Origin of the sequence: Gottfriedia sp. NPDC056225, assembly GCF_042267765.1 — a bacterium.
Classification (GTDB): domain Bacteria; phylum Bacillota; class Bacilli; order Bacillales; family Bacillaceae_G; genus Gottfriedia.
In genome coordinates this window covers 42,527-49,613 of record NZ_JBHJTJ010000037.1, presented here as the reverse complement: position 1 = coordinate 49,613, position 7,087 = coordinate 42,527, and the positions used below count along the sequence as shown (strand labels likewise).

General features: G+C 32.0%; 8 protein-coding genes and 1 pseudogene. All 9 read right to left on the bottom strand.

Annotation, left to right across the window (positions count from 1 at the left end; translation table 11 throughout):
- Positions 1 to 73 precede the first annotated feature (73 nt).
- Positions 74 to 226: a hypothetical protein gene (locus ACFCYN_RS19320; protein WP_375951116.1), complete on the bottom strand. Its 153-nt coding sequence runs from the start codon at positions 224 to 226 to the stop codon at positions 74 to 76.
- Positions 227 to 259: 33 nt separating this feature from the next.
- Positions 260 to 553, bottom strand: a complete 294-nt coding sequence (locus tag ACFCYN_RS19315; RefSeq protein WP_172444605.1) for a putative quinol monooxygenase — start codon at positions 551 to 553, stop codon at positions 260 to 262.
- 35 nt (positions 554 to 588) lie between these two features.
- On the bottom strand, positions 589 to 1,227 hold the full coding sequence (locus ACFCYN_RS19310; protein ID WP_172444604.1) for a nitroreductase family protein: 639 nt from the start codon (positions 1,225 to 1,227) through the stop codon (positions 589 to 591).
- A gap of 27 nt (positions 1,228 to 1,254) precedes the next feature.
- Entirely contained in the window at positions 1,255 to 1,707 is a 453-nt protein-coding gene (locus ACFCYN_RS19305) for a MarR family winged helix-turn-helix transcriptional regulator (RefSeq protein WP_375951114.1), read from the bottom strand.
- An 875-nt stretch (positions 1,708 to 2,582) separates the two neighbouring features.
- Positions 2,583 to 3,395 (bottom strand): VOC family protein, encoded by an 813-nt coding sequence (locus ACFCYN_RS19300; RefSeq protein ID WP_375951112.1) that lies wholly within the window; start codon positions 3,393 to 3,395, stop codon positions 2,583 to 2,585.
- 127 nt (positions 3,396 to 3,522) lie between these two features.
- Positions 3,523 to 4,725: an aminotransferase-like domain-containing protein gene (locus ACFCYN_RS19295; protein WP_375951111.1), complete on the bottom strand. Its 1,203-nt coding sequence runs from the start codon at positions 4,723 to 4,725 to the stop codon at positions 3,523 to 3,525.
- 221 nt (positions 4,726 to 4,946) lie between these two features.
- Positions 4,947 to 5,348: pseudogene (locus ACFCYN_RS19290) on the bottom strand (aminotransferase class I/II-fold pyridoxal phosphate-dependent enzyme); the annotation flags it as partial.
- A 251-nt stretch (positions 5,349 to 5,599) separates the two neighbouring features.
- The gene (arsC, locus tag ACFCYN_RS19285; protein WP_375951109.1) at positions 5,600 to 6,004 is read right to left on the bottom strand and encodes an arsenate reductase (thioredoxin); all 405 of its coding nucleotides are present in this window, start codon (positions 6,002 to 6,004) and stop codon (positions 5,600 to 5,602) included.
- A gap of 22 nt (positions 6,005 to 6,026) precedes the next feature.
- Positions 6,027 to 7,085: an ACR3 family arsenite efflux transporter gene (arsB, locus tag ACFCYN_RS19280; RefSeq protein WP_375951107.1), complete on the bottom strand. Its 1,059-nt coding sequence runs from the start codon at positions 7,083 to 7,085 to the stop codon at positions 6,027 to 6,029.
- Positions 7,086 to 7,087: the final 2 nt, after the last annotated feature.

Sequence of the window (7,087 nt, the reverse complement as noted above, 5' to 3'; positions counted from 1 at the left end):
TGGAAAAAGAGTCCAAAATCTTTAGTTTTGGACTCTTGGATTTTATCTTTCACTTTTACTTTTGAAAATAAGTTCAAGAATGGTTGATTTGTATAATGATTTTCTTGAGGTTATGTCGATACTCCTCGTTGCCATAAACATCATTTTCTATATCTTCTAAATTTCTATCTAGCTCAGTACGTTGATTTAGGTTAAATGTTTCAAAATATTTTTCTAAGTTTTTCATTAAACTTTCTCCTAAATTTAGAAAGTTAATAAATTACTTTATTTTATTCGCTTCATAAATATTTAATTGAATTGGCGCAGTAAGATAAACTTTAGCTTTTTCAGCAAACGATGTAAAATGAGCACTCGTATTATGTGCCGCAACAGCACTTAAATCTTTCCAGATTTCTACCATAATGTATTCATTTTCTTTATGTGAAGTTTTTGTTAAATCGTATGAAATATTACCTTCTTCTGATCTTGATGCTTCTAAAAGTGAAGTCATTTCCTCTAAAAATATATTTTCTTTTTCTGAATCAATTGTCATTGTCGCATGAATAATAATCATTGTATTTACCTTCTTTTCATTGTATTTTGTATTATTTATTTCCACTCTGCTACACGTTCAACTGGTAAACGTACAGATTGATATCCTGCATCAACAGCTTTACCAATTGAGATCAACATAACAGGAACATATCGATTTTTATCCATACCGAATGCTTCTGCAATTTTGTCTTTTTCGAATCCACCGATTGGACAAGTGTCATAGCCATAAGCACGTGCAGTTAGCATAAATTGCATAGCTACCAATCCACCATCAATTAAAACAGTATCTTTCATTTGCTCTGTTGTAATGTTTGCAAAGAAGCCACTAAGTGTTTCAAGTTGTTTTTCTTTAACATCTGCTGGCATATAACCTAATTCAACTGCACGACCATAAATTTCTTTTGCATAGTCAAAATTATTTAAGTCACCGAACAGCGCAATCATCGCAGAAGATGTTTCAACTTGTGATTGATTAAATCGAGCTAATGGTGCTAGTGTCGCCTTTGCTTCGTCACTTTCAATTACTAAAAATCTCCACGGTTGCATGTTTACTGAAGAAGGTGCTAAAGTAGCTGTTTCTATAATTTCATGCATTTCCTCCATTGAGATCTTTACATTAGTATCATATTTGCGGATTGAGCGTCTTCCTTTTAATATTTCGTTAAAATTATTAGTTAATGTTGTTAAAGTCATTGTTGTGTTCTCCTCTGTTACTAATTTTTAGGAATTGCTAAGAGTATCTCGATCCGAATTAATTTGATTCATATTAATTTGAATACGGTTTAAATAGTCAAGTGTTAAGTCAATTTCTTCTACGGAAAAACCTTTAAGCATGTTCTCTACAAACTCTACTTTTCCCTTCCATAATCCAGACATTTGATCTTGTCCGATTTGAGTTAAGCTTACTAAGGTTATTCTGTTATCAGTTTCACATTTTCTTCTTGTAATCTTTCCATTTAACTCAAGTTGTTTTAAGTGTCTAGTAATTGCTGCACTATCAATTTTTAAAGTTTTTTGAAGTTGGGATTGACTCATTTCACCGCACTCAAACAATTGATTCATAATTTCTAATCGTGATTGACTAATACCCATACATTTTTCAAATGTTGTTTCAATTTGAACTTTTAGTTCTTTTAATAATGATAAAACTTCGGTTTCTTTTGAATCAGGCACGCGCTACCTCCAAAAAAATATGATGAATGTTTATTAACGGTTAATAATGATTGATATATCAATTGTTGATGGGTCAATGATTGATATATCAATTAATATATACCTTCGATCTAAATGAATCAAGTATAAAATCAAACATTCATGAAGTTTTAAATTTCAGATGATTCAATTCATTAAAAATAATTGATTCAATGCATAGCAATTAAACTACTTAAATGAGCTTTACGAGGATAAATAAGAAGTTTAAGTAAAATAACCAGTATTGTTTTTGTTTGATTAGGAAGGTTACTAATGCACACTATATATACCAGTGGGAGTCATTATGTGGCTTAGATTTTGGCTCCAGTAATTAAGAAGTATGCATCTAAAAAACAGAATGAATAATTAAGGTTAATTGCTTTTTTTATATGCTATAGTTTTTATTATTGCTAATTTATTTTATCTCAAATCTGGATTTCTTTTCCCTATTGATCGTGATAGGTATAATCATAAAACCATATAAAAAATGGTCAACAAGAATGTTAACTGTTTCACTTTATAATACGAACGTATACTTTAATTGAATAAGATCATGTTTAGAATCGCTCTTTAAAGAAGGCAATTTTAATATAATTAGTTCAATAACAGCATTGAATCAGAAATCATTTATAATTTATTGATTTCCTATGTAGAAGAATCCATTTATGTAAATATAACTAATCTTTAGTCATCGAGAACAAGAAGATAACGAGAAAATTAAAAAAGCGTCAAACCGGTATTTCACCAAGAATTTGACGCTTGTTTTTAATGAATAAGAGAATGGCTCCGCTGCCACTTTCAAACTTATGTAAAATTATTATTGTTTTCACCATCAATCAACTAAGCTTTTGAAAATATTATTGGAAATTCCAATATCCATCCAACATTTCAAAAAAGTGACTTTGATTCGTGTCTGTAAGGTTCACTAAGAAAGGAGTCTCCCCTTTATCTTTTAAAACCATAGCAGCAGGCCCATCTCCAATTGGTGTGCAAAATAATAAATTAGTTCCGTTTAATTTTAATATTGCACATCGAGCATTGATTTTTTTATCAATAAACTCGGCGCCTTGTTTAAGGTCAAATAAATTCTTCCAAATTTCTAATGTCTTATCTAAATTATTTACGACAAAACCAACACTTTCCAATTTCGGCTCGCCTAATATGTGTGAACTTATAAGCCCTTGGTCTTCTAATTCCGAATACCTTTCTTCATCTGGTTTTTCCCATTCAATAAAAAATGGTAAACTAACCTTCTTTTCCACATATTCAGGAAATAACAATGACCACTTAATTAATTGACCATCAGCACGAACTCTCTCACCAGTAAGTGGTCCGTATAATTTAAGTCCCTTTGCTTTAAGTTTTATTGCTAATTCTTCAATTTGATTAGTTCGGATCGCAATTGTCGCAGGACCTTCCTGATTTTCTTTTGCTAGCTGTTCAACGATTTGTGTAACCAATCGATTTTCACTATGTTTTTCAGCTATTGATAAATTTTCAATTCCTAAAAATTCAATATAATTTAAGCCAAAATAGCTTAGAGTATTATATGTTCCCCAAGATTCATGACGTCCTCCCTTCGCAACATGAATTCCTTTTTGTTTTAAAGGTATTATTGCATTCTCTGGTTCTTTAAAGAACCAAACAAGGTGATCAAAGTATAAATCCATTTTCGTACTCCTTTCACTCAACAATATGTGTTGCTTGAGGAGATAAACGACCGTTATGTCCTCATATCTACGCCACTTTCTTGTTTATGTTGTTCCACCTTATTGACTATTCGTAAACAACTCTGAATTATATAAGCGTGGTTTCTTTTTCTAATTCACGATGCAATACTTCTCCTAATAGCTTTATACCTTCTGAAATTTTTTCTTTAGGCATATTCGAGTAATTTAATCGTAAAGTATTTTTCGTTGTTCCATTTGGAAAAAATGGAGCTCCAGGAACAAACGCAACATTATTTTCCAAACATTTAGTGAATAATTCCCCAGAATCAACATGTTCTGGAAGTTCAACCCAAATAAATAATCCACCCTCTGGCGTGCTATAGTTAATACTTTTCGGGAAATATTCTTTGATACAAGATAACATAGTTGTGCATCTTTCTTTATAAACAACTTTGATTTTATTAATGTGTTCTTCGATATTGTATAGCTCCAAATACTTCGCTGTAATTCTTTGAGCAAAGCTATCAGTATGTAAATCGGCAGTTTGCTTAAAAGCAATGTACTTTTCAATGAAAGATTCGTCAGCACAAATCCACCCAAGACGAAGACCTGGTGTAAAAATCTTTGAAAAGGTACTTAAATAAATTACTCTATTCTCAGTGTCAAAAAATTTCACAGGTGGGAGCTCCTCTCCAGCAAACCTTATAGCTCCATAAGGATTATCCTCTACAATCAGCACATCATATTGATTAGCAAGTTCAATCATTCTTTTTCGTCTTTCTAGTTTTAATGTACGGCCAGTAGGATTTTGGAAGTCTGGAATCGTATAAATAAATTTTGTATTAGAGTTCTCTTGTAATTGTTTCTCTAGCTCCTCCATAATCATTCCATCATCATCCATTGCTACTTCAACAAAATTAGGATTGTATAACTTAAATGCATCGATTGCTGCAAGATAGGTTGGGCTTTCACAAATAATCGTATCTCCCTCATTTATAAATAATCTTCCAGTAAGGTCGATTGCTTGCTGGGATCCTGATGTGATAAGAATGTTTTCAATTTTAGGATTAATTCCAAGTAAACCCATCCTTTGACAAATTGCTTGTCTTAAAGGTATGTATCCTTCAGTCGTGCTATATTGTAGAGAAGCTGCACCTTGTTCATTCAATACTGCATTGCATGCATCCTTTAGGGCTTCAACAGGAAATAGCTCTGGTGCAGGCAGACCACCCGCAAAAGAAATAACTTCGTGTCTTTCTGTAACTTTCAATATTTCACGAGTCTCAGATGAGATTACTAATTCAGTTCGATCAGAAAATTTATTTTTCACTTAAAACCATTCCTTTTTTTATAATTTGTGAGTGATTACATTTAAGCATATTCTAAAATTATTATTCGCTAACCTATAACCATTAAACCAATCATTCTATAAAACTATTTCTATTTCATATATTTCACCATATTTTCAAACATCTTAACATGCACAAAAAAGCCATACAACATTATAATTGTATGGAACACAATTTTATGATAAGCGTTACATAAGTAATTTTAATTAAGATTTTTTAGTAAACCTTTAAGAATAATCAATCCTCGCTCAAGCTCTTCATGGGTTTCTGCTGCACTGATTGAAACTCTAACAGCCCGCTCTGGACAACTATTTCCAACGACAAAATGTTCCGCCGCATACACTTGCACCCCTTGTTGTGCAGCTAACTTTTCAAATTCAGCACCAGTTATGTTTACTGGTAATAGCAACCAACAAAATATACTTGTTTCAGAACCTAAACAAGTATATTCTGACAAATGTCTATTTACGATTTTGTTTCTAAGTATCGCTTCTTCCTGGAGAACCTTAATGATGTTTTCAAATTCATTGGAAACTATCGTACGTGCAGCTAATTCTGAAAATAATGGAGAAACTGATATATTTAAATTATAAAGTACCTTTGATTTTGATGAATTTTTTAAAATACATTCTGAAGAATATCATCAGCATCTTCTTTGTTTTTAACTTTTCCTCGTATAAAAAATAATAACTTATCACTAAATACATTCCAGCGTTCTACAGTTTGAATTTCCATGATCTCACTCCTATATATAATTCAATACTTCAATTTTTAAATTTCACGTTCTTATGTCTCTAAACTTCCTATAAAAAAAGCCGAGAATTAACTCGACTTTTTTGATTGAATACGAATTATTTACCAGTTTTTTGCAAACGTTTTGATTCGATCTCCAATTTGGTCTCGAACCTTTTGGAATACTGCCCATTCTTGACCTGCTGGATCATCAAACCCCCAATGTTCACGTTTAACATGAGAGGGAGTAACTGGACATACGTCATTCGCATGGCCACAAAGTGTAACAACTAAATCTGCATTATTTAAGATTTGATTATTTATAACATCAGAAGTTTGGTTACGTATATCGATTCCTACTTCGTCCATTGCTTTAATTGCATTTGGGTTTACCCCATGTGCTTCAATCCCAGCAGATAAAACATTCCATTCATTTCCTAAATAATTTTTGCCCCAAGCTTCAGCCATTTGGCTTCGGCAAGAGTTACCAGTACACAAAAAGTAGATTGTTTTTTTGTTGTTTGACATGATTTATTCCACCTTTGTTGAATTAGTTTGTAGTTTCTTTTGTAAAATATTTTCTTCTCATCCATAACGCTGCGTTAACCAGCGCAATCATTACGGGTACTTCAACCAATGGACCAATTACTGCTGCAAACGCTGCTCCTGAATTAATTCCAAACACACCTACGGCTACTGCAATAGCTAATTCAAAATTATTACTTCCAGCTGTGAAAGCTAATGTTGTTGAAACTCCATAATTCGCTCCTGATTTCTTTCCTAAGAAGAAAGAAACGAAGAACATAATAATGAAATAGATTAATAAAGGAATTGCAATATGAACTACATCTAGAGGAAGTTCAACAATGACTTCTCCTTTTAATGAAAACATAACAATGATTGTAAACAGTAATGCAATTAATGTAATTGGACTTATTTTAGGGATAAATTCTTTTTCATACCATTCTCTACCTTTGGCTTTTACAAGAATTAACCTTGTAAATAAACCTGCAAAGAATGGAATTCCTAAATATATAAATACTGATTTAGCCACTTCTGGCATAGTAATATCAATTGACATACCTTCTAAACCAAAAATTTTTGGTAGTACTGTAACGAAGAAATATGCGTAAACTGAAAAGAAGATCATTTGGAAAATAGAGTTAAAAGCTACCAAACCAGCAGCATATTCCCTATCGCCATCTGCTAAATCATTCCATACGATCACCATTGCGATACATCTTGCTAAACCAATCATTATTAAACCAACCATGTATTCTGGATAATCTCTTAAAAAAATGATTGCTAATAAAAACATTAATACTGGTCCAATTAACCAGTTTTGAATTAAAGAAAGAAATAATACTTTTACATCTTTAAATACTCTTCCGATTTCCTCGTATCTAACCTTAGCTAATGGCGGATACATCATTAAAATCAATCCGACAGCTAAAGGTATTGAAGTTGTTCCAACTTGTAATTTGTTCAGTCCATCTACAAATTCAGGGCTTGAAAAACCAAGAATTATCCCAATTGCCATAGCTAAAAAAATCCACAATGTAAGATAGCGATCTAGAAAACCTAAACGTTTCTTTGATGTTGTGGTCACAT

Coding starts and splice junctions, on each gene's coding strand:
- arsC (WP_375951109.1), bottom strand. CDS start 6,004: ATGTCAAACAACAAAAAAACAATCTACTTTTTGTGTACTGGTAACTCT.
- ACFCYN_RS19320 (WP_375951116.1), bottom strand. CDS start 226: ATGAAAAACTTAGAAAAATATTTTGAAACATTTAACCTAAATCAACGT.
- ACFCYN_RS19315 (WP_172444605.1), bottom strand. CDS start 553: ATGATTATTATTCATGCGACAATGACAATTGATTCAGAAAAAGAAAAT.
- ACFCYN_RS19300 (WP_375951112.1), bottom strand. CDS start 3,395: ATGGATTTATACTTTGATCACCTTGTTTGGTTCTTTAAAGAACCAGAG.
- ACFCYN_RS19310 (WP_172444604.1), bottom strand. CDS start 1,227: ATGACTTTAACAACATTAACTAATAATTTTAACGAAATATTAAAAGGA.